22 protein-coding genes, 1 other RNA gene and 1 pseudogene are annotated in these 20,759 nt (G+C 52.8%); 1 reads left to right on the top strand and 23 read right to left on the bottom strand.

Going from position 1 to position 20,759, the window contains the following annotated elements:
* Nucleotides 1-15 precede the first annotated feature (15 nt).
* The 9 genes from ACTID9_RS00300 to ACTID9_RS00260 form a co-directional block, all read right to left on the bottom strand.
* The gene (locus ACTID9_RS00300; RefSeq protein WP_122920230.1) at nt 16-345 is read right to left on the bottom strand and encodes a cyclic-di-AMP receptor; all 330 of its coding nucleotides are present in this window, start codon (nt 343-345) and stop codon (nt 16-18) included.
* Nucleotides 346-351: 6 nt separating this feature from the next.
* Nucleotides 352-1,005 carry a dTMP kinase gene (gene tmk, locus ACTID9_RS00295; RefSeq protein WP_441069160.1) on the bottom strand — a complete coding sequence of 218 codons (654 nt, stop codon included), beginning with the start codon at nt 1,003-1,005 and terminating at the stop codon, nt 352-354.
* A gap of 14 nt (nt 1,006-1,019) precedes the next feature.
* Entirely contained in the window at nt 1,020-2,492 is a 1,473-nt protein-coding gene (locus tag ACTID9_RS00290) for an aminotransferase class I/II-fold pyridoxal phosphate-dependent enzyme (RefSeq protein WP_441069158.1), read from the bottom strand.
* A 102-nt stretch (nt 2,493-2,594) separates the two neighbouring features.
* Complete coding sequence (locus tag ACTID9_RS00285; protein ID WP_122920333.1) at nt 2,595-2,777, bottom strand: sigma factor G inhibitor Gin; 183 nt, start codon at nt 2,775-2,777, stop codon at nt 2,595-2,597.
* 36 nt (nt 2,778-2,813) lie between these two features.
* A complete protein-coding gene (locus tag ACTID9_RS00280; protein WP_441069155.1) occupies nt 2,814-3,869 on the bottom strand; it encodes a hypothetical protein in 1,056 nt (351 codons plus the stop codon).
* A complete protein-coding gene (locus ACTID9_RS00275) occupies nt 3,811-4,608 on the bottom strand; it encodes a glycosyltransferase family 2 protein (RefSeq protein WP_441069153.1) in 798 nt (265 codons plus the stop codon). The genes ACTID9_RS00280 and ACTID9_RS00275 overlap by 59 nt, the downstream gene beginning before the upstream one ends.
* Nucleotides 4,568-6,082, bottom strand: coding sequence for an alkaline phosphatase family protein (locus ACTID9_RS00270; RefSeq protein ID WP_441069151.1), 1,515 nt, complete (start codon nt 6,080-6,082; stop codon nt 4,568-4,570). Before ACTID9_RS00270 ends, ACTID9_RS00275 begins: the two co-directional genes overlap by 41 nt.
* On the bottom strand, nt 6,079-7,047 hold the full coding sequence (locus tag ACTID9_RS00265) for a lysylphosphatidylglycerol synthase transmembrane domain-containing protein (RefSeq protein WP_441069149.1): 969 nt from the start codon (nt 7,045-7,047) through the stop codon (nt 6,079-6,081). Before ACTID9_RS00265 ends, ACTID9_RS00270 begins: the two co-directional genes overlap by 4 nt.
* Entirely contained in the window at nt 7,044-7,994 is a 951-nt protein-coding gene (locus ACTID9_RS00260) for an NAD-dependent epimerase/dehydratase family protein (RefSeq protein WP_441069147.1), read from the bottom strand. Before ACTID9_RS00260 ends, ACTID9_RS00265 begins: the two co-directional genes overlap by 4 nt.
* Before the next feature lie 204 nt (nt 7,995-8,198).
* On the opposite strand from ACTID9_RS00260, the gene ACTID9_RS00255 reads away from it, so the two are divergent.
* Nucleotides 8,199-8,717, top strand: coding sequence for a hypothetical protein (locus ACTID9_RS00255; protein ID WP_441069145.1), 519 nt, complete (start codon nt 8,199-8,201; stop codon nt 8,715-8,717).
* On the opposite strand, the gene ACTID9_RS00250 is transcribed toward ACTID9_RS00255, so the two are convergent.
* From ACTID9_RS00250 to ACTID9_RS00185, 14 genes and pseudogenes are all read right to left on the bottom strand, one after another.
* Nucleotides 8,714-8,980: a pro-sigmaK processing inhibitor BofA family protein gene (locus ACTID9_RS00250; protein ID WP_441069143.1), complete on the bottom strand. Its 267-nt coding sequence runs from the start codon at nt 8,978-8,980 to the stop codon at nt 8,714-8,716. The two genes, ACTID9_RS00255 and ACTID9_RS00250, sit on opposite strands and share 4 nt — an antisense overlap.
* A 136-nt stretch (nt 8,981-9,116) precedes the next feature.
* On the bottom strand, nt 9,117-9,347 hold the full coding sequence (locus ACTID9_RS00245) for a DUF2508 family protein (RefSeq protein WP_441069141.1): 231 nt from the start codon (nt 9,345-9,347) through the stop codon (nt 9,117-9,119).
* A gap of 25 nt (nt 9,348-9,372) precedes the next feature.
* Entirely contained in the window at nt 9,373-10,347 is a 975-nt protein-coding gene (locus ACTID9_RS00240) for a lysostaphin resistance A-like protein (protein WP_441069139.1), read from the bottom strand.
* Nucleotides 10,348-10,567: 220 nt separating this feature from the next.
* The gene (gene pstB / locus ACTID9_RS00235) at nt 10,568-11,341 is read right to left on the bottom strand and encodes a phosphate ABC transporter ATP-binding protein PstB (protein WP_441069137.1); all 774 of its coding nucleotides are present in this window, start codon (nt 11,339-11,341) and stop codon (nt 10,568-10,570) included.
* A 28-nt stretch (nt 11,342-11,369) separates the two neighbouring features.
* Nucleotides 11,370-12,257 carry a phosphate ABC transporter permease PstA gene (gene pstA / locus ACTID9_RS00230; RefSeq protein ID WP_441069135.1) on the bottom strand — a complete coding sequence of 296 codons (888 nt, stop codon included), beginning with the start codon at nt 12,255-12,257 and terminating at the stop codon, nt 11,370-11,372.
* Entirely contained in the window at nt 12,254-13,246 is a 993-nt protein-coding gene (pstC, locus tag ACTID9_RS00225; protein WP_441069133.1) for a phosphate ABC transporter permease subunit PstC, read from the bottom strand. Before pstC ends, pstA begins: the two co-directional genes overlap by 4 nt.
* Nucleotides 13,247-13,326: 80 nt before the next feature.
* Nucleotides 13,327-14,262, bottom strand: coding sequence for a phosphate ABC transporter substrate-binding protein (locus tag ACTID9_RS00220; protein ID WP_441069131.1), 936 nt, complete (start codon nt 14,260-14,262; stop codon nt 13,327-13,329).
* Between the two features lie 172 nt (nt 14,263-14,434).
* Nucleotides 14,435-15,034, bottom strand: coding sequence for a recombination mediator RecR (gene recR, locus ACTID9_RS00215; protein ID WP_122920216.1), 600 nt, complete (start codon nt 15,032-15,034; stop codon nt 14,435-14,437).
* A 10-nt stretch (nt 15,035-15,044) separates the two neighbouring features.
* The gene (locus ACTID9_RS00210; protein WP_441069128.1) at nt 15,045-15,356 is read right to left on the bottom strand and encodes a YbaB/EbfC family nucleoid-associated protein; all 312 of its coding nucleotides are present in this window, start codon (nt 15,354-15,356) and stop codon (nt 15,045-15,047) included.
* Between the two features lie 20 nt (nt 15,357-15,376).
* A complete protein-coding gene (dnaX, locus tag ACTID9_RS00205; RefSeq protein WP_441069126.1) occupies nt 15,377-17,104 on the bottom strand; it encodes a DNA polymerase III subunit gamma/tau in 1,728 nt (575 codons plus the stop codon).
* A 164-nt stretch (nt 17,105-17,268) separates the two neighbouring features.
* Nucleotides 17,269-18,315, bottom strand: a pseudogene (locus ACTID9_RS00200) (ATP-binding protein); the annotation flags it as partial.
* Between the two features lie 273 nt (nt 18,316-18,588).
* Nucleotides 18,589-18,853: signal recognition particle sRNA large type (gene ffs, locus ACTID9_RS00195), an RNA gene on the bottom strand.
* A gap of 137 nt (nt 18,854-18,990) precedes the next feature.
* A complete protein-coding gene (locus ACTID9_RS00190) occupies nt 18,991-19,977 on the bottom strand; it encodes a sensor histidine kinase (protein ID WP_441069124.1) in 987 nt (328 codons plus the stop codon).
* Nucleotides 19,974-20,675: a response regulator transcription factor gene (locus tag ACTID9_RS00185; RefSeq protein WP_441069122.1), complete on the bottom strand. Its 702-nt coding sequence runs from the start codon at nt 20,673-20,675 to the stop codon at nt 19,974-19,976. The genes ACTID9_RS00190 and ACTID9_RS00185 overlap by 4 nt, the downstream gene beginning before the upstream one ends.
* Between the last annotated feature and the right edge of the window lie 84 nt (nt 20,676-20,759).

Genomic DNA, 20,759 nt, shown 5'->3' with positions numbered 1-20,759 from the left:
CGTAACCTCTACTTTTTAAAAGGAATGAAAATCCTGAACATCCAAAACGAATACCGCCGCTCCGCCGACTTGCACTTCCATCGGGTACGGCATGAAAGAATCGACCGTGCTGCCAAGCGGCGAGACAGGTGTAACCATCTGCTTGCGCGATTTGCAGCTTTTTTGAATGATGTCGATGACATCCGGCACTTTTTCGTTATCGGTACCGATCAAAAAGGTTGTATTTCCTGCGCGTAAAAAACCGCCTGTACTCGCCAGCTTTGTCGCGCGAAATCCTTGCTTCACCAATGTTTGGGACAACAGTGCACTATCTTTATCCTGGACGACGGCAATTACCATTTTCATAGTCTCTCACCCTTTCAGTCTCGTTACAGGTTCATTCTTTTCCGTGAGCCAACGTGTGAAATCTGCAAAAATCTCTTCGGCCATCTCCTCGACCGACCGACTCGCATCGATTACGCGGATGCGCTGCGGATGCTCTTTGGCAATCTCCAGAAATCCTTGGCGGACGCGCTCGTGGTAAGCGGCTCCCTTTTGCTCAATTCGGTCCAGACCGGTGCGCGCCTTCAGTCGTTCGCGCCCGTCCGCTACGGAAAGGTCCAGTAAATAAGTCCGGTCCGGAATCAGACCGCCTGTTGCAAACTGATTGATTCGTTTGATTTGCTCCAGCTCGATTTCCAGGCCATATCCCTGGTACGCGATGCTGGCTTCGACAAATCGGTCGCATACGACGAATTTGCCGCTGTTCAAAGCGGGATTGATTTTTTCTTGCACATGCTGCGCGCGGGAAGCCGCGTAAAGCAGCACTTCGGCCGAATCGGCCATTTCTGTATGCGCCGGGTCCAGGATCAAGCTTCTGATTTTGTCGCTGATCGCTGTCCCCCCCGGCTCTCTTGTCAGAACCACTTCGTGTCCCATGCTGGCGAGCTTTTCGGCAAACGCCTTTACCTGCGTCGTTTTGCCAGCCCCATCCGGGCCTTCGAAGGTGATGAATAAACCTGTCAAAATTGCGTTCCCCCTCATGCGATGATCTCGATGCTGGCAAGACTCGGATCGTTCACTCCGTGAAATCTGGCGCCCCCGTCGCGAAGCTTGGAAATAAGCTGCAACACTTGCTCGTCAATCCGTTCACCCGGGACAAGAAGCGGAATGCCCGGCGGATAAGGGATCACCATTTCCGCGCAGATGTGTCCTTGCGCGTCTTCCAGAGCGATCTGCTCGCGAGGCCGGTCGACAGCTTCGTGCATGGCAATCACCTGCTCGCGCAAGAAGCTGGAGGCCAACACGCCTGGCTGCGTCCACTCATGCTCGACACGCAGCGGGCGCGCCGACATTGCCTCGACCGATTTCCATACTTGTTCTACATCTTCGTCGCGAGTTCCTGTCGATGCCGCGAGCAGAACATGCGTTAATTGTGCAAATTCGGGAAAAACGCCGCGATTCTCGAAATGTGTCTGAAGCTGGTATCCGTTCAGGTCGCTCGTGCGCAATGACAGCAGCAGCTTGAGCGGATCGCGTGTCGCGTATACGTAATGATCGGTCATCGCCGGAACAAAGAGCCACGGAACGTCAGACAGACGCTCCTGCAGCCAAGTCAGTCTCGGCAGCACCCGATCGATTTCTTTGCCCATTTCCAACATCGTATGTCGTCTGGCCAGATCAAGTGAAGCCATGAGTACATAGGATGGGCTGGATGATTGAATCATCGCCAACGCCCGATTCAATCGCTGCCTGTTGATCCGCGTGCCTTTTATATGAACCATGGACGACATGGTCATGGAAGTCGCCATTTTGTGCGTCGACTGCACGGCGGCATCCGCTCCGCACTGCATGGCGGAAGGCGGCAGAGCTGGATGGAACCCATAATGCGCGCCGTGCGCTTCATCGACCAGCAGAGGAATGTCGTGCCGGTGGACGGCCGCCGCCATTTTGACCAAGTCGATGCCCATTCCGTAGTAGGTAGGATTGGTCAAGAAAACCGCCTTTGCATCAGGATGTGCTTGCAGCGCGCGTTCGACATCTTCGCGGCGCAAACCGGCGGCCACGCCCGTATCGGGATCGACGGCAGGCACGATGAAAATCGGATTGGCCCGCGCCAGCATCAGCCCATGATACACCGACTTATGGCAATTGCGCTGCACGACGATCTTGTCACCGGGCTTACAGACAGCCATGATCAACGCCATGTTGCCGGCTGTGCTGCCGCCGACGAGAAAACGCGTCTCATCCGCCCCAAACGCCTCAGCAGCCAACCTCTGGGCCTCCGCGATCACTCCTTCGGGTTGATGCAGGTCGTCCATCCCTGTAATTTCCGTCACATCCAGCGCGAGCAGATCGGCAAATCGATGTTTGCCCACTTCATCAAAGCTGGCGCCGAATTTGTGCCCGGGCACGTGAAAGGAGTGCGGCCGGCTTTTTTGATGCGCGACCAATGCGTCATACAACGGCGTCCTTTTTTGCCGCTCCCAAAATGCATCTGTCCGATGTCCCACTACTGCGTCACGTCCTTTTATTCGTTGTGGGTCTATTGTAACACGCCGCGGACAGGCTTGTTAAAAGGAAACGGGCATCAGCCGTTTAGCCGATGCCACCGTTTACGCATCCATCTTGAACCAAATTTGCTTCATCTGTCTGATGAAAAACGGATATTTCGCGTCGTCCACATCCGTCTTCACCATCTCCTGTTCACAAGCCTGGCAAATAAACTGATCGCAAATCGCGATCCCGGCTGAGCGTGCTTCACCGCAGACGATGCATTGATGGGCTACTTGCATCATGACCACCGCCGACTCCCTTCCTTATTCTACCATCCATTATTTCCTTCCAGTATAATTTTCATTCCTATCGTTCGTGTTTTGCCCATACGTGATGTAAGTAATCCCGAATAGCTTCGCCTCTTCCACAGGAAACAAGGAAAGTGCGTCAATAACGGTCGGATGCTTCATTTGCTGTGTCAATCTCTCCAGATGAAGCTCTTCCAGCGCGCTGTCTGCGCCAGCGATGACCAGCAGCTCGGCATCGTGCAAAAGCTCCGGCAATGAACGGCGCATCAAGGTTTTGCCTTCCTCTTCATTCGTGTTTTCCGGAAAATCGACAGCATACGCGCATGTCTGAATTCGCGGTTCCTGTTCTGCCAGCCATGCGGTCAGGCTGTCAATTTGCTCGTACGATCCGCAAACGACCACGCGCTGCGGACGAAATCGCGTCAGCGCTGCTTTCATTTTATTTTGCAGCCACCGTTCGATTTCCTTCATGCGTCTTTTGCCCAGCCCGTCTTGATACAGCCAGCCTTGTCCAATTCGCTCGTCCATCCCGAGCGCTTGGGAGACAATCTCGAGGCGGGCCGATCCTGCTTCATACCGCCGCGCCATGTGCAAATAGAAGCGCTGTTTCAGCCGCAGATAGTTGTCCAGCTGCCAGGCGATCTCATCCACCTCGGTCCGCGCACAGACCAGGGAAATGATCCCCTCGCGTGCGGCAAGGCGGCGCAGGCAGGCAACCCAATGGCCTTCCGGCTCGCCGCCGATGATCGCCCGATTGCCGCTTGGCATAAGAAAAAAGCGCACCACTTCAACAGGATGCGCCGCATATTTTCGCTGGAGTTCATCTGCCAAGCCAGGCGGAATCGAATCGCTTTCCCCAAACACCAGGATCAGGAACGGGAGCTGCCGCTCCAGAACCAGGTCAGGCAAAAACACCGCCTCCACCTCTGCTCCCTCTCCACTTACCACCATGCCGTCTGCGGCCGCTCCATTGGCCTGCGTGGAGGAAATCAGCTCGATGTCCCATTTTGCAAACAGTCCCGTGAGACTACTTGGCGTTTTTTTGTTGGTTGTAGATGTAATCAGCCTCAGCTTCCGTTGACACAAGGAATGTGCGGCCCCCTTTTGCCGTACGCCGAATTCCCGGATGAACGGGACGTCTCATCTCGCGCCAGATTGCCGGAATCACTTTGGACAGATAAGCCCAAAACCGGATAAATGAGGTGCCTGTCGTCCGCACCTGGTAGCGAATCGGGATTTCCTTCATCCGATAGCCTTTGCGTACAAGATTAAGCGTCATCACCTGGGCGTAATTATAGTCATGGATGATCTCCAAATCAGCCAGTGCAGCCCGCGAGAATGCCCGCATGCCGGATTGCCCGTCATAAATAAAGCGACGCAGCAAAATCATCTGGATCAGGGTGAACACATAATTGCCCCAGCGCCGATGCACTTTCATTCCTTTTATTGTGCCCATAAAACGGGAACCCATCACATAGTCCGCCTCATCATCAAGCAACGGGGCAACCAACTCGGGAATCTGCTCTGCAGGATACTCGTTGTCCGCGTCGATCATCACCGCATAGTCGGCTCCGCGTTCGTACGCCTCCCGCAATCCGGAACGGACAGCAGCCCCCAGTCCGGTATTGGTCGGCATCGTATAAATGTCATCAGCCCCGGCAGCGCGTGCCACCTCGACGGTCCTGTCGGTTGAGCCATCGTCAACCACCATCACTTTCACATGCACAGCGGGGTGAAAGCTTCTCGGTACTTTACGAATTACTTCGCCGATCGCACCTTCTTCGTTACGCGCCGGAATGACGATGTAAAGAATCTGCTCTGCCATTCGTTTTCTCTCCTGTTTGCAAAGTGGAAGGTGCAATCGCATCGGTTAATACAGGCCCGCGGGCTTCTTTCGGATACGGAGCCCCCATCAGATAGGCGATCGTTGGCGCAACGCTGACAAGCGATTGCCAGGAATCCACCTTGACTCCTTTTGCGATCATCGGCCCATGCATGATAAACGGTACGAACCGCTCGCCTTCATCCAAATGGCCATGCCCTCCGATCCCATCGGATTGTCCATGATCGGCGCATACGATGAAAGCGGCATCCTCCAGCTCGCCGCGCGCTTTCAACCATTCATAAAAATCAGCGACCAGCGCGTCTGCCTCCGCAATTTTCTCCAAATACTCATCGTAAAATACGCCGCGGCTGTGTCCGGTCTGGTCGGTCGAGATCAGCTGCACGATCAGCAAATCCGGATTTTCTTCCTCAACGATCTGCTTTGCACGATTGATGATTTGGGCGTCGACCACATCGTTTTTGGTCACCGCCGTGTACGTGTAAACATCGTCGCCAAACGCGTCAACCAGATGGGCAACCGCCAACATGATTCCTTTTTTGCCGATCGCCCGCAGGCTGTCAAAAATACTTTCCGTATTGATGCCGTGCTTGTAGACCATGTTGCTCTTGATTCCATGATAGCGCGGGTATGTCCCGGTAAACATGGACGAAAAGCAGACAACCGTCCGGGCAGGGTAAACCGTCTCCATATTCCGGAACTCGGTCCCGTTCTCCTTGAGCCAGTCCAAAAACGGCGAGCTGGCCACCTCCAGACGGTCTTTATTGCAGCCATCTATGACTACCATATACACTTTTTTGGCCAAAGGTTTATCGGCCGGTGCATTTTGTGTGTATGTCTCATACTCTTTCGGCTTCCATGTAAAAAGCAGCCGGTGAACCAGGTAGCTAAACAGCGCAACCGCTGCCGCAAAATACAGGTAAACGAGCGATTCTGCCGCCTGATGTCCGGCTGCCTGCAGCCGGAACGCCGACTCAATGACCACCAGCAGCGTCAAAACTTTGGGAATCTGCTCCTGGGCATTGCCGCTGGTAGAATCGCTATTTTTCAAGACCAGCTTCCAAAACCGGGTGAAATTCCACAAGGTCGTCCCGATCCGCAAATGATAGTAAATCGTCCCCCAAAAGATGACGGTAAAAAAGAAATAAAGACCGATAGCCAGCCCGAACAGGCCAAATAAATCGCTGCCACCCCAGAGCCAGTAGGCCGCTGCGAACGGAACCCATAGAAACGTTCGCAAATGCAGGGGAAAATCATAGGTAAAATAGAGCGCGAGAAGCGGCAGCGTCCAGAGAAGCGCCATTCCTCCATCCTGCCAAAAGGAAAGCTGGCTCCACTCTCCCGCGTGATAAAGCAAAAAGAGGCCGATGATAAACACCGGCGTAAACGGCTTCCCTTCGTTGAGGACATTCCAACAGCGCGCGGCCACCTTTTCAAACCGGGATGCTTTTTTCATGAGACACCTCCCCTTTCTTCCTTCGCCTGACGGTATAGCTGAAGCGGTGAAAGCGACAGCCGCCAAGCCGCATATCCGCCCATCAGGAAGGAATACAAAAATTTAAAACCGTGCGACAGAATGGCCGCCTGCAGGGCAAAAACAAGCGTTTTGCCGGCAACCTGGACAAGCAAGGTCGACATGACCGCCTCATAGGTGCCGATGCCGCCCGGCGTCACATGCAGCGTTTGGCCCATGATCGTCAGCACGTGGACAAGCATGGCCTGAACAGCACTCAAGCTCCCGCCAAGACCAACCACCACCGACCCGATCACCACCGCTTCAAGCATCCAACCGAGAGTGGTGAAAGCAAACGCCAGCCACCATTCTTTTCCGTTTGCCCGCTGTGCCAGCAGCTTCCCGACCAATGGCGGGAGCTTGTCCTGATAGCGTCTAGCCATGCGTGTAACGGCGTAAACGAGCGCCAACGCCGCGAGCGGAGCGAACTGCGTGAAGCTGTTTTTCGTGCCGAACCACGTTGCGAGCAGCTCAGGCGCAATGGCAAACATCGTCACGCAGGCGATGACAAACAAGGCGCTCATGTCGAGCAGCCTGTTCACGCCGACCGAATAAAGCGATTGCCCCCAATCCAGCTGGTGCCTGGCTTTGAGCAAACCTGCTCTGGCCAGCTCACCGCCCTTGATCGGCAAAATATGGTTCAAAAATAACCCGATATGATGGTACAGCCACAATTGCTCGACGGTTACCCGTTTGCCTTCCGTTTTCCCCATTTGGATCTGCCATCCTACGCTCCGCAGCCAAAACGCGGCTGCATAGCATACAGCCATCAGCACAAGCAGCCACCAATGCTCCGCCAGCCGCTTTGCGCCTTCCCATAATTCCGCCCCGTTTAATTGGGTCACTGCCAAATATGCGGAGACCAAGATCAGGCACCAGGCCGCCCCAAAAAGAACGTTTCGCTTCATTGCCGCAACCACCACTCAACATACCGTCGTAATCCATCCGGCAAAGAAACCTCGGCGCGCCAACCCAATCGTTCGCGGGCTTGCTCGGTATTCGCCCATGTGCCGCTCACATCCCCTAGCTGTGCCCCGTGCCGCTGCATCTGTGCGTATTTTCCCGTCGTTTGCTCCAGCAGACGCACCAACTCCAACAGGCTAACCGGATGCCCGCTGCCCAAATTGTAGACTTGCCAGCCGTTTGCATGCTGCAGGGCGGCCCAAATCCCGCGCACGATGTCATCGACATACGTATAGTCCCGGACCGATTGCAGGTCGTATACGGTAATCGGCTTGTCCTCCATGATGCTTTTCACAAATTTGGAGATCGCCATGTCGGGACGCTGACCCGGTCCGTACACCGTGAAGAACCGGAGCGCCGTCACATGCATCCCATAGAGCTGCGTATATGTCCGGCAAAACAGCTCCGCCGCTGCTTTGCTGGCTGCGTAGGGCGAGATCGGATTCAAATCGGGTTCACTTTCGCGAAAAGAACGATCAACCGCCCTTTCGCCGTATACGGATGAGGAAGACGCTGCCACGATTCTAGCAATCCCGTGCTTGCGAGCCAGTTCGAGCATTTGTACGGTCCCTTTGACGTCAACGTCGACGTAACGCAGCGGATCATCGAGCGAACCGCGCACACCCGGAATAGCAGCAAGGTGGATGATGGCATCGGGTTTTTCCTTTTCCATCAGCTGACTCATCGCAGCCGTGTCCAAAATGTCTGTTTCAGCCAGGCAAAATCCGGGTAGCTTCTCCAGTAGAGCGATCCGTTTGCGTTTGATCGCCGGATCGTAGTAAGAATGGAACGAATCGACCGCGATCACTCGCTCCGCTTTGTGCTGCTCCAAAAGAAATCTGCATAAATTCGCGCCAATAAAGCCGGCTCCACCGGTAATCAATAGGTTCATACGATGTTTTCGCTCCATCATCCAAGACAAAGTCGATGGCAGTGCCACCGACCCGTTTTTATGATGAGTCTTGCTTCCTTTCTCCCGTAAACGGTACGATGGAGACAGAAGCAAACGCATCTTTCATTCATTTCTTGATAATCATTCTCATTTATGCACTCATTATAATTCCACTTTTCCGCTCTGTCAATGAAAGGGGGCCTTATGAAAGAACAGACGATTTACAGCTACAAGCTTCTTTTCCGACTGCGTTGGCGGCTGATCGGGCCAGCTATCCAATTTTTGCTTCTGCTCATCGGCTTGTTTGCGGCGGCGCGCTTGACGGCGATTCCGCTTGGCAAATTGTTCGTTTCCTTATCCGTTGTGGCGGCTGTGCCATTTTTGCACTTTTTTCTGTATCGTCTCTACGCCTACGCGCACTCGCATACCGCCAAGCTCTCGCTCGTCATGCTGTTCTCGCCGTGGTGGGGCGTATCGACGCCAGTGCCGGTATCCCTTTCCTTTTTTCGCGGGGTCGAGTTCACCGTCTGCGCAGGCAGCCTGCTTGCCGCTGCTGCGCTATACGTTTGGCTTCCGCCAGGCTACGGGATTGCGCTCGTGCTAGGCTCTCTTGTTCTCTGTATACCGCGCCTTGCCGCGCTAGTCATGTCGCTTGGCAAACCAAAACGCTGCCGGATCAAATACGACAGCGCCACCATTTCCTTTATGCTGACAGACGGCTAAACGAAATACAGCTTGATAACCACCATTGCCAAAACACCGGGAATGCGCAAAAAACCGGTCAAAAATGCGGTCACCGGATTAATCGGGATATGATACCCCGCCATCTCTCCGATGATATTGGCGAAAAACAGCAGCACGGCGCCGATGACGAATTGCAGAGCCAGCACGCCGGCCCAGCGCAGCGGTTTGGTCACCGATTTGCTCGCCGCGACGACCAACAGAAAACCAACGATCACAATCCCTATGCCCCATTCCAATCCCATACTGGCCCCTCCTGTACTGGATTGCTAAGAAAAACTTCTTTCAGAAGTCTTTTCAAGAAGCAGATCCTTCGATCTGTGGAAGTTTTTCTTCCGCTCCAGAATTTATAAGCGCAAGCACTTATAAATTCTTATACGATTACAACCCCCGCTCACGGCGCGCCTGCTGCAAAAGGAACATGTATCGTTTCTCCGTGAGCTTCAAGTAGTAAATGCCGTTGTCGATTTGGACATCCCGCTCAGAACCGTTGATGAAATGATGCGCATTTTGCCAATCGCGCTTTGCCTGCTCGACCGCTTCCGGCAGAGACCATAAGGGAGGGCGTTCCTCCCTGTGCGCCTCCGCATCCTTCCGCTTCCACCATTTCACGGTACCCCGCCCCTCTTATCGCCTTTTAGTTGAAATAAAAGATGACGCTGACCAAATTGTTCAAGCTATGCAGAATAATGGCGCCCCAAATGCTGTTGAACCGGTGGCGCAAATAACCGATTGCCAAGCTGATCGTAAACAGCGGCACAAACAGGGCGATATCGATATGCACTGAGGCAAACCAGACGCTGCTGATCGCAATCCCCCAGAAAGCACCCCATCGTTTGACAAGGCTCGTCTGGATTACGCCGCGGAACAAAATCTCTTCGGCGATCGGCACCAACACGCCTGTCATGAGAATGGACATCACGCCATGCACCCAGTCGTATGACTTGGCCTGCATGATTTCCGATTCAATCTGATCCTGCCGCTCCGATACGAGCGAAAGGTCAAAAAACTGGGAAAGCGGCGTTGTGATCAACATGTCCAGCACAAACAGAATGAATCCCATCAGCAAGATCAGCATCACAACCAGGCGTCCGATATTTTTCGGTTTGCGAAAACCCAGATCGGCCCATCTTCCCCAATACTGAAAAACAGCGATCAGCAGGATGCTGAGTTGAAACGATGCCGATTCGAGCAAACCTCCTACCGATCCTTCCGGAAAAATCGGAAACGCGACGAAAAAGCCGTACACCACATATTGAGCAACCAACAACACCTGCAGCCACGCGAGCGTATAGAGAAAATCGGTCCCCGTCAAACCTTGGCCCTGCCACAGGGCGCTGTGGAGGCGCTCCCTGCGAAAGAATCGCCAGACGAATCCGACGGCACAGACAAGTCCGAACAGCAAGGAAATGATCAATGCGGCATTCAGCCATCCCTCTGGGGTTTCCACCGTATAGGCCATCCATTGGCCATGCTCGTCCTTTGTAAAACGAATAAAGGCCCACTCCACAACGAATTGAAGCAGATAGGCACCGAGCATCCATACCGCCCATGTCACCGCCCGTTCCTTTCGCGGATGCAGCTCAGGTTGCAGCCCCAGTCGTACTTGCATCTCTTCACGCTCCTACTTCACTATATGTTTGTCCACGCAAAAAAGTCGCACTTTTTCCCGCGGGTCGTCTTTTTCGCAAAAAAGAGTCATCTAAATCTCGATTATATAACTCTCCGAGTCAGTCCGGTGAATATTATCTTGGAAATTTTGCTGAAAAATTATACTAATTCGCTCAAACCAAAAAAAAACACCGGCATCTTCTTGTGTGCCGGTGTTTCCATCAACCAAAACGTCCTGTAATATACTCTTCTGTTTTTTTATCCGCAGGGTTGGTAAACAGTGTTGACGTGTCGTTTACTTCCACCAGCTCCCCCATCAGGAAGAACGCCGTCTGATCGGATATTCGTGCAGCCTGATGCATGTTGTGCGTGACGATGACGATCGTGTACTCTTCCTTCAGTTCGGTAATCAGCTCCTCGATCTTCATCGTGGAGATCGGGTCAAGCGCGGACGCTGGTTCGTCCAAAAGCAGGATGGAGGGGCGAACCGCGATCGTGCGCGCAATGCACAGCCGCTGCTGCTGACCGCCTGAAAGCGACAAGGCGGATGCATGCAGGCGATCCTTCACTTCATCCCAGAGCGCTGCCTTGCGAAGGCTCTGTTCCACAATCTCATCGAGCTGTGCCTTCCCTTTGATGCCGTGGAATCGGGGCGCGAACGCGATATTTTCATAAATCGATTTGAAGAACGGGTTGGGCCGTTGGAACACCATGCCCACGATCTCGCGCAGCGCCTCGATATTCACCTTCGGATCGTTGATGGCAATCCCGTCGATTTCGATCGAACCGGTCACCTTGCAGGAAGGAATCAGATCGTTCATCCGGTTGATGCTGCGCAAAAACGTCGACTTGCCGCAGCCGGATGGGCCGATAAACGCCATTACCGAATTGCGCTGGATATCGAGATTGATATTTTTGACCGCCTTTTTTTCACCGTAGGAGACAGACAGGTCTCTTGCTTGAATGACAACATCTTTTTCGACAAGTGTGTTCATTTAACTTTCATCACCATCCCTCTCGATGTTACGCACCGGACGTCATTTTCCGATAAATCCATTTGCCGAACCATCGCGCGGACAAATTGAACACCAGCACAGCAATGACCAGAATCGCAGCAGCGCCATCAGCGACATCTCGCGCATCCGGCGTCAAGCCTTCGCTGTTTACTTTCCAAATATGCACCGCCAATGTCTCGGCTGGACGGAGCGGGTTGAGCGGTGATGTCGGGCTGCTGAAGCTCGGATCGTGGAAATTCAGGTCCGGCGAAGACATGCCGGCTGTAAACAGCAAGGCTGCCGCTTCACCAAAAATCCGGCCCGAAGCCAGAATCGTTCCCGTAATAATCCCTGGCAATGCTGCAGGCAGCACAACCGAAATAATCGTTTTCCACTTGGTGATACCAAGAGCCAGACTTGCTTCCTTCTGATTTTGCGGCACATTGCGAATGGCATCCTCAATGATCCGCACCATCAGCGGCAGGTTGAAGACGGTCAGGACAAGCGCACCGGAAAGCAGCGTATATCCCCAGCCTGTCATCGTTACGAAAACGAGGAGACCAAACAGACCGACCACAATCGATGGCAGCGAGGACAAAACCTCGATGCTAATGCGGATGAATTGCGTGAATTTGTTGTCTGGCGCATATTCCGCCATATAAATTCCCGCACCCAGGCCGAGCGGAAGCGAAATGATCATGGTCAGCACCAGCAGGTAAAGCGAATTGAAGAGCTGCGGACCGATCCCGCCGCCCGCATTGACCAAATCAGGCGCAGAGGTGATGAAATCGAGGGAAAGCTTATGCCACCCTTGTGTCAGGATAAAGCCGATCAAACCGATCAAAAGACCGATGATCAAAACCGCAAATGTCATCAGAATAACCGTCGCTACGCGGTCCATTGCTTTCGCACTCATTTATGCACCAACTTCTTTCTCCCCAGAATCCGAATGATTGCAATAAACGCAAAGGACATCAAGAGCAGCAGCAACGCCATGCTCCACAGGGCATTGTTGTAAGGCGTCCCCTGGATCGTATTCCCCATGTTCAGCGTAATTCCGCTTGTCAGCGTGCTGATCGGGTCGAGCAAAGAGCCGGGCAGCTTCAGCGTGTTCCCGATAACCATCTGCACGGCGAGCGCTTCACCGAATGCGCGAGCCATCCCCAGCACAACCGCTGTGAGCAAGCCAGGTCGTGAACTATGGAGAACAACATTCCAAATCGTTTGCCAACGGGTTGCACCGAGCGCCAGCGACGCATTGCGAATATCTTGCGGAACCGCTTCGATCGCGTCCGTTGCGACGCTCGTGATCGTCGGCAAAATCATGATCGCCAGGACGATACCCCCGGCCAGCAAGCTGAAGCCAAGCACTTCGAATCTATCACGAATGAAAGGTACCAAAACGGTAAGTCCTATATAGCCGTATACAACAGATGGAATCCCGACCAACAGCTCGATTACGGGCTTCAACACCTTTTTCCCAAACTTCGGGTAAATCTCTGTCATAAAAATCGCTGCGCCGATTCCCAATGGCGCGGCAATGATCGCTGCCAACGCAGTCACAAAAAACGAACCAAGAATAAACGAAAGCGCTCCATAGGAAGCAGGGTCATCCTCCGGGTCCCATTTGGTCCCAGTCAAAAATTCCGAAAAGCTTACCTTATCGACAAAAAACGTGGACAAACCTTTTGAAGCAATAAAATACGTGATGGAAAGTACGACAACGATTAAAAGTCCTGCTGCAACCATCGTGTACAACCGACCAAAGAAGCTTGCCATCTGCTGGCTTTTGTTTGCTGTCAGCAATTTGCGTTTCAACTCAGTCTGATTGACACTGCTGGAAATACCCCCGGCTTTACTGATGACACTCTTCTCTACAATTGTCCCCTGCTGAGAATTCATCATATTCCCCCCTTACCTGAACATGGAGAATGAGGGGTATGCTACCCCTCGATTCCCATTATTCCGCCTTCGCCAAGCATTGCTTATTTTTGTGTAACTTTCCCTTCCGCGTCACGTTCTACTTTCATTTCCGTGACTGGAATGAAGCCCAAGTCTGTTACTGTTTTTTGTTGAACTTCATCGCTCAGGATGAAATCGAGGAACGATTTTGCCGTGTCAGTAGCTTCGCCTTTTGTATACATGTGCTCATACGCCCAAACAGGGTACTTGTTGTCTACGATAGTTTCCTTTTTCGCTTCGACACCATCCAGCTTCAGCGCTTTTACCGAATCGTCAATGTAGGAGAGAGCCAGGTAACCGATTGCGCCAGGTGTTTCGTTGATGATTTTGCGAACGGTGCCGGATGCATCCTCCGTGATGCCTTCTGCTTCTTCGTTGCCATCGAGGGCGAATTTTTTGAAGACTGCGCGTGTACCGGAGCTTTTCGCGCGGTTCACCAGCGTCACTTTCATGTCTGCGCCGCCGACTTCTTTCCAGTTTTTGATTTTGCCTGTGAAAATATCGATCAATTGCTGTTTCGTCAGGTTATCGATGCCAACTTTTGGACTGACTGCGGCAACCATTCCAACAACCGCTACTTTATGGTCAACGAGTTCGTTCGCAGGAATTCCTTTTTTCTCTTCAGCGAAAATGTCGGAGTTGCCGATCGTCGCTGCGCCGTTCGCTACTTGGCTCAAGCCAGTACCGCTGCCGCCGCCTTGCACTTGAATTTGCGCGCCTGCGTTTTTCGCCATGAAGTCTTTGGCAGCTTGTTCAACCAAAGGCTGCAATGCTGTAGAACCGACTGCTGTTACCGGAGCACCCGCCTTAGCTGGTTCTGGTGCAGGTGTTGGTGCCGGAGTCGCCGATTGAGCCGGTGCCGACTCTTGGCTAGCTGGCGCAGGTGTATTGCCGCATCCAGCCAACAGTAAACCAACGGAGAGAACACATCCAAACAAAGCGGTTGAAAACTTCTTCAAGATAAAGCCCCCTTACAAGAGTGTTTGATTGCTTCTGCCTTTCACACTTGTAATAGTAGTTTGTTAGGATGAAGGTGAAGTTAAGTCGGTATTAAGAAATTGTTAATATTGCAGAGAACCACAGAGATTAAAAAAAGGACAAGGGATTTCCCCCTGTCCTTTTCCTTTTGTATTAGACTTCACGTCGTCCTTCCAAAGCTTTGGTCAATGTGACCTCATCGGCGTATTCCAGATCCCCGCCCACCGGCAAGCCGTGTGCAATTCGCGTGACACGAATGCCGAATGGCTTGATCAAGCGGGACAAGTACATCGCCGTCGCTTCTCCCTCGACATTGGGATTGGTCGCCAGGATGATTTCCTTGACCGTTTCATCGGCTCCAATCCGCTTCAGCAGATCGGGGATGCGGATGTCTTCCGGCCCGATTCCGTCCATCGGCGAGATCGCGCCCTGGAGAACATGATATTGCCCCTGGAATTCGCGCGTTTTTTCCATTGCCACCACATCCCGCGGCTCCTGGACGACGCAAATGATCGATGCATCCCGCCGCTTGTCGCTGCAGATGTGGCAAGGATCAACATCGGTAATGTTATTGCAAACCGAGCAATAATGAAGCTGGCGCTTGGCGTTGACGAGCGCTTTGGCCAAATCGAGCACATCGTCCTCCTTCATGTTCAGCACGAAGAACGCCAGTCTCGCCGCCGTTTTGGGACCGATCCCCGGCAGCTTCATAAAGCCTTCAATAAGCCTGGAGACGGGTTCCGGATAGAACATGATCGTTCTCCTAGAACAAGCCTGGGATGTTCATACCGCCTGTAAAACGTCCCATTTCTTTGGCAGTCAGCTCATCCACTTTACGCAGCGCTTCGTTTGTCGCGGTCAAAACCAGGTCTTGCAGCATTTCCGCATCTTCCGGATCGATGACTTCCGGCTTGATTGTGATCGCTACGATTTGTTTGTGCCCGTTGGCCTTCACCGTAATAGCTCCGCCGCCTGCAGATGCCTCTACAAACTGCTCTTTCAGCGCCTCCTGGGCTTTTTGCATATCTTCTTGCATTTTCTTAACCTGTTTCATCATTTGCTGCATGTTTTTCATGGTAAATTCCCCGCTTTCAGCTAGTCTTTGATTTCTAACAAATGCTCTCCTACAAGTTTAAGCGCCTCTGCGACAAAAGGATCGGGTTCATCCGGATTTTTTTCCTTGGCAGCCTCAGGCTCACCCACCTGCACCTGCAACTCCTGCCATTCTTCCTCCATGATGGACAAAAGCGCCAGCGGCTTGCCGCATACGAGCTGTACCGTTCGCTCGACGACGCTCCTCAGCTCGGCCTCCATCGTTTTCTCGCAGTGGATCGAGCTGGTAAAGACGACAATGAGCGCATCCTGGCTGGCTGCCACCGGCGTGCCGTTCACGATCCAAGCCTGGTATTGGATTTTGATCTTTTTGATCTCGTTCAAAATCTGGCTCCAGGAGCCGCGTACCCGCTGGGTCAACCCTTCATCGATCGAACGAACCGCGTCACGCACTTTGGCGATCGGCGCGCGCGCTCCGCCCAGTGAGGAAGCCGTTCTGCGCGGCTCACGCGTTTTCGCTTTTTCGGCTGTAGCCGGTGCTGCGCCTGCTCCCACCACTTGGCCGGAAAGCAGTTGCGTGATCTTCTCCTCAAGCATCGCCACCCGCCTGGTCAAAATCTGGACCTCATCCGACGATGCCGCTTCTGCCTGCGCGGACGCCTGCACCAAGCTTGCTGCTTGCTTCCCTGTCGGCTGACACAGCTTCACCAACGTCAGCTCGACCAGCACGCGTGCATAGGTCGACCACTTCAATTGGGTCAAGGCTTGACTCAACGATTCGATGACCTCGTACAGCAGCGGTACGGAATATTGTTCCGCGACCTGCATGAACTGTTCGTCCACCATCGCCCGCTCGACAATTTCCTGAAGCTTCGGCGCTGTTTTCGCCAACAGCATATCGCGATAATAAAACATGAAATCGTGCAAAAATTGCTCGGGGTCTTTCCCCTGCACCATCACCTGATCAAATTGCTCCATGACACCGGAGACATCCTGCTCGGCAATCAGCTTGGCCAGCACGGAAAAGTACGTTTGCGAGACCGTGCCCGTAATTTGGATAATATCGCCAAGCGTCACTTTCGTCCCGCTGTAGCTGATGGCTTGGTCCAGCAGACTCAACGCATCGCGCATCCCGCCCTCGGCCTTTTTGGCCACAAGCTGCAGGGCCTGCTCCTCTACTTCAACCTGCTGTGAATCACAGATATGCCGCAAACGGCCAACGGTCTCCCGCAAGGAGATCCGGTGAAAGTCAAAACGTTGACAGCGCGAAATAATCGTCGCCGGCAATTTATGCGGCTCGGTCGTTGCCAAGATGAACAGCACGTGCGACGGGGGCTCTTCCAAGGTTTTGAGCAGAGCGTTAAAGGCCTCCGTGGTCAGCATATGCACCTCGTCAATGATGTACACCTTGTAGGTCACATCGCTCGGCGCAAATTTTACCTTGTCGCGAATATCCCGAATTTCTTCCACACCGCGGTTGGAGGCTGCGTCAATTTCCAGGACATCGGTCACCGCGCCATCTGTAATCGCGCGGCATGCCCGGCATTCATTGCATGGCTCCCCATCCTGCGGCTGTTCACAGTTTACTGCTTTCGCCATGATTTTGGCCGCACTGGTTTTCCCTGTTCCACGCGGTCCATTAAACAAATAGGCGTGTGAAAGTCGTTCTTCACGGATCGCATTGCGAAGCGTCGTCGTTACGTGCGACTGCCCCACGAGATCCCCGAAAGTTTGCGGTCTCCACACCCGGTAAAGCGCTGTATACGCCATTTTTGCCACTTCCAATCTGTCCCGTTTGCTCGGTACAGCCAAGAATATATCTAATTTATTATACTATACCGTATGCCATTTTCAAACAAACGCGGTGGCGCAGCGCATGCTTTTGTGCGGACAACCGAAAAAAAATGCCCCTCCCGCGCGGGGAAGGGACATCGTCACAGATACGGCAGGAGAATATGAAAGGTCGTACCGTATCCCTTCGATGAGATGCGAATTTGCCCTCCGATATCGTGCACGATTTTTTGACAAACAGACAGACCCAAGCCCGTCCCTTCGTCTTTTGTGGTGAAAAACGGATCAAATATTTTATCGATGACGTAAAGCGGGATTCCCGGCCCATTATCATGAATATTGATGCTGATCCGGTCAGAATCCGGCTCGATATGATGATCGATCGACAGTACCCCTTCTTTCCCCATCGCTTCCAAACCGTTCTTGCAAATGTTGAGAAAAACCTGCTTCAACAGTTCGGTATCCCCGACCACCAGCGGCAAATCACCTGCCAGATACTGCACCTCGATTCCGTGCAGCAGCGCCTGGCTCTCCACGATCGGCAAAATCTCGGCAAACACCGTGTTCAGGTCTACCAGCGAGTATTGCACATCGCGCGGTTTGCTCAACAAAAGGAATTCGCTGACCAGCGCATTGATCCGGTTAATCTCCGTCAACATGATTTCCGTATAGGAACGCTCCCGCTCCATTCCGCTTTCCGTAAACGACTTGAGAAACATTTGCAAAAATCCTTTGATCGACGTGAGCGGATTGCGTATTTCATGCGCGGTGCCGGCGGCAATTTGGCCGATCATGGCCAGGCGGTCGCTTCTTTCGATTTTTTGCTCAAAAGATCGAAGGTTGGTAATGTCTTTAAACAGCACGTAAGCGCCGATGCATTCGCCCTCCTCGTTGTGGAGGGTATTGGAATCGACCAAAAGTTCATAGCGCTGATTGCTGTTGGTCCAGGAAATTGCTTGATTATGTACTTTGACTCCGGCGAGCAGCTCCCTCTGCACCAGGCGATTATCTTCTGGAATCCCGGCGAATGCCTGATCAATATGCTTTCCGATAACCTCAGCCCGGTTGATCCCCAAAATTTTACAAGCCATCTGACTGATTTCCACAAGATGCGCATCCTGATCAAGTAGCACTACCCCAAGATGTGGTGAAGCGGTCAACTTCTCGGCAAACCGTTGCTGCAAAGATTGTAACGAACGCATCCGTTGCCCCCCCAACTCGTATTCGAATATTCAGTCAAACTTTTCTTGAAAATTCGTCAAACGGTATTGTAAGCCCTTCCGCATCAAGTCTTGTGCGGCAGGAAAATGTTTCGGGGGCATCCGCCACAATCTAACAAAAAACGCCACGTTTAGTGGCGCATCGATGTTTTCCATGCCATTCGATGAAACTTTTTATCGATTCTTCAAAAATAAAAAACGGCCTGCCCAAAAGGACAAACCGCTTATCGTTCTAGTAGGATGCTGTGCACCTGCCATTGAAAAATCCCATCCAAGCGTTACTTGTAGGGCCAGCTCAGAGCAGGCACCCCTGCGGCACACGCGAAATACCACTTATGGCTGCTTCCTTCCGGACCTGACCAGGTTCATGGGTTCGCGTCGCACAGGACCCGCTCCTCAACACCGCCCCTACAAGGCAGCCTCACATGAGAACTCCTCTGACAGGAATTCAACCCTGCTATTGCGGATTGCAGGTTACAGGGCACCGCAACCTCCCCGTCTAGCACAGCAAAGTAATCATATCAAAGAAAGAGATGCTAAGCAAGCGATAAACCTATCCAGTTGAGGAAAGACAGCCCCCAAGTACACCTTTTCTCCATCAAATCATAAACATGGCAGAAAGTTTTCCTACCGGCATCCGGCGCATTATGACTCCATTCGCCGGAAAACGATGCGCACGGTTGTCCCCACGCCTTGTTCCGATTCCAATTCGACCGAATGTCCCAACCGGTCGCACACTTCTTTGACCAAATACAAACCCATACCGGTCGATTCGCTGAACTTTCGACCGTTTTCTCCTGTAAAGAAGGGGCGAAATACTCGCTTCAGGTCCATTTTGGGTATGCCGACGCCTCGATCACGGATCTCGAGGACCGTGTCGTCCCCGCGCAGATGAGCGGAAACCACAATGTTTTCCCGCGTCCCCGATGAATAGCGGATGGCATTGGTGATCAGCTGATTCACGATGAACGTCAGCCATTTCGCATCGGTATGAACCGTCAGCCCTTCTTCGATCTCCACTTTCGGATACACATAATGGCGAATAAACAGACGCTTGTTTTCGTGAATGACGTCGTTGGCGATATTTTTGAGACAGACAGACTCCACCCGGAAGTCATGCTCAAATGTATCCAGCCTGGACATATACAACACCATCTCCAAGCCTTTGCCAATCCGATCCGCCTCTTCCCGAATGCTTTCCAGACGGGGGTCATCCTCTTCCTGCACAGTGAGATGGATGACCGATAGCGGGGTCTTCATCTGATGCACCCATTGGTTCATAAATGTGACGTGCTCCCGTTGTTTGCGTTCATAGGTATGAATCTGCTCCTGATACCGTCTGTACTGGGAGTCCAGCAGTTCAAAAAGCGCCTGCGGCAAAGGCGCCGCCTCTTTCCGCCGATTGCGTTCCGTCCAGATTTCCATCGGCTCGGACAGACGTTTGTAAAACGATTTATGCGTGACATACCGGTACAACAAGTAGCCGGAAAGCAAAAAATAGCCAAAAAAGACGCTATACAGCGCCGTTGGCAAATTCCGATACCCATCCAGCCAATAGATCAGCAGGACAAAAAACAATATGACCGTTTGCAGCAGCAGCAACGGAAGATGCTCTCGCCAAAAAAGCTTCATGCATCCTCCCTCCACGTCACGACCAAACGGTAGCCTGCTCCCCGCACCGTCTCGATTGCCCCCTCAATCCCGGCTTCCTGCAATTTTTTACGGACGCGGGCCACATTGACATTGAGCGTATTTTCATCGACAAAGTTTTGGTCATCCCACAGCTTATCCAGCAGCGCTTCCCGGCTGGTCACGCGCGGAGAGCGCTTCATCAGCAGCTCCAGCAGCAGCGCCTCTTTTTTGCTCAACTCGAGCAGGTGGCCGCCCCAATGAACCTCCATCCGCTCCGGATAGAGCACCAGCCCCTCGACCTCAACCGTGCGTTCCTCCATCTTCGGAGCGTATTCGCCGACACTGCGCCGCAGCTGGCTGCGGATTTTGGCCATCACCAGCTCGTAGTGAAACGGCTTCGTGATGTAATCGTCAGCCCCGTTTTCCAGCGCCATCACCTGATCCATCTCCCCCGTGCGTGCGGAAATAAAGATGATGGGACAGGTCGACACGCGCCGGATCTGCCTGCACCAATAATACCCGTCAAAGCTGGGAAGATTGATATCAAGCAAAACAAGGTCGGGCCGAATTTTTTGGAACAGCTCGAACACCTTTCCGAAATCATCCGCGACTACAGCATGATAACCGTATTTTTCTATATGGGATTGCAGTAATTCTGCAATTTTGGCATCATCTTCCACGACCATAATCGTACTCATCGACAACCCTCTTTCTCTAGGTTCCCTCGTTTGCCCGTTGGGACAAGCCTTTTCCTTGTCTCAGCCGGCAACGCCCCAGTCGTC

It is taken from the genome of Brevibacillus fluminis, from assembly GCF_052072235.1.
GTDB lineage: Bacteria > Bacillota > Bacilli > Brevibacillales > Brevibacillaceae > Brevibacillus_D > Brevibacillus_D fluminis_A.
This window is presented reverse-complemented; position numbering and strand designations above follow the sequence as displayed.